Raw genomic sequence first — 249 nt, 5'->3', positions numbered from 1 at the left:
AAAGAGGCGGGCGTGCCGTTATTGGACATCCCGCTCAACTACTACGATGACTTGGCGGCCCGTTTCGATTTTGATGATGAGTTTTTGAGCGAGTTGGCCTATTACAACGTGTTGTATGACCGTGATGCCAATGGCGGCGAGTTGTTCCATGTGTATACCGAACCGTTTGAAGGGCGATTCTTTTTCGAGCTGTTACAGCGCAAAAACGGCTATGCCGGTTATGGTGCGGCCAACGTGGCGGTGCGTTTG

General features: G+C 51.8%; 1 pseudogene. It reads left to right on the top strand.

The annotated features are described in order from the left end of the window. Window positions 1-249 (top strand): annotated as a pseudogene (locus GHO03_RS24965) (4-hydroxyphenylpyruvate dioxygenase); the annotation flags it as partial.

The sequence above is a fragment of the Pseudomonas sp. FSL R10-1339 genome, assembly GCF_009600545.1.
Taxonomy (GTDB): Bacteria; Pseudomonadota; Gammaproteobacteria; order Pseudomonadales; family Pseudomonadaceae; genus Aquipseudomonas; species Aquipseudomonas bubulae.
Note: the sequence above shows the minus strand (reverse complement) of the source record. Positions and strands in the feature narration are given on the sequence as shown.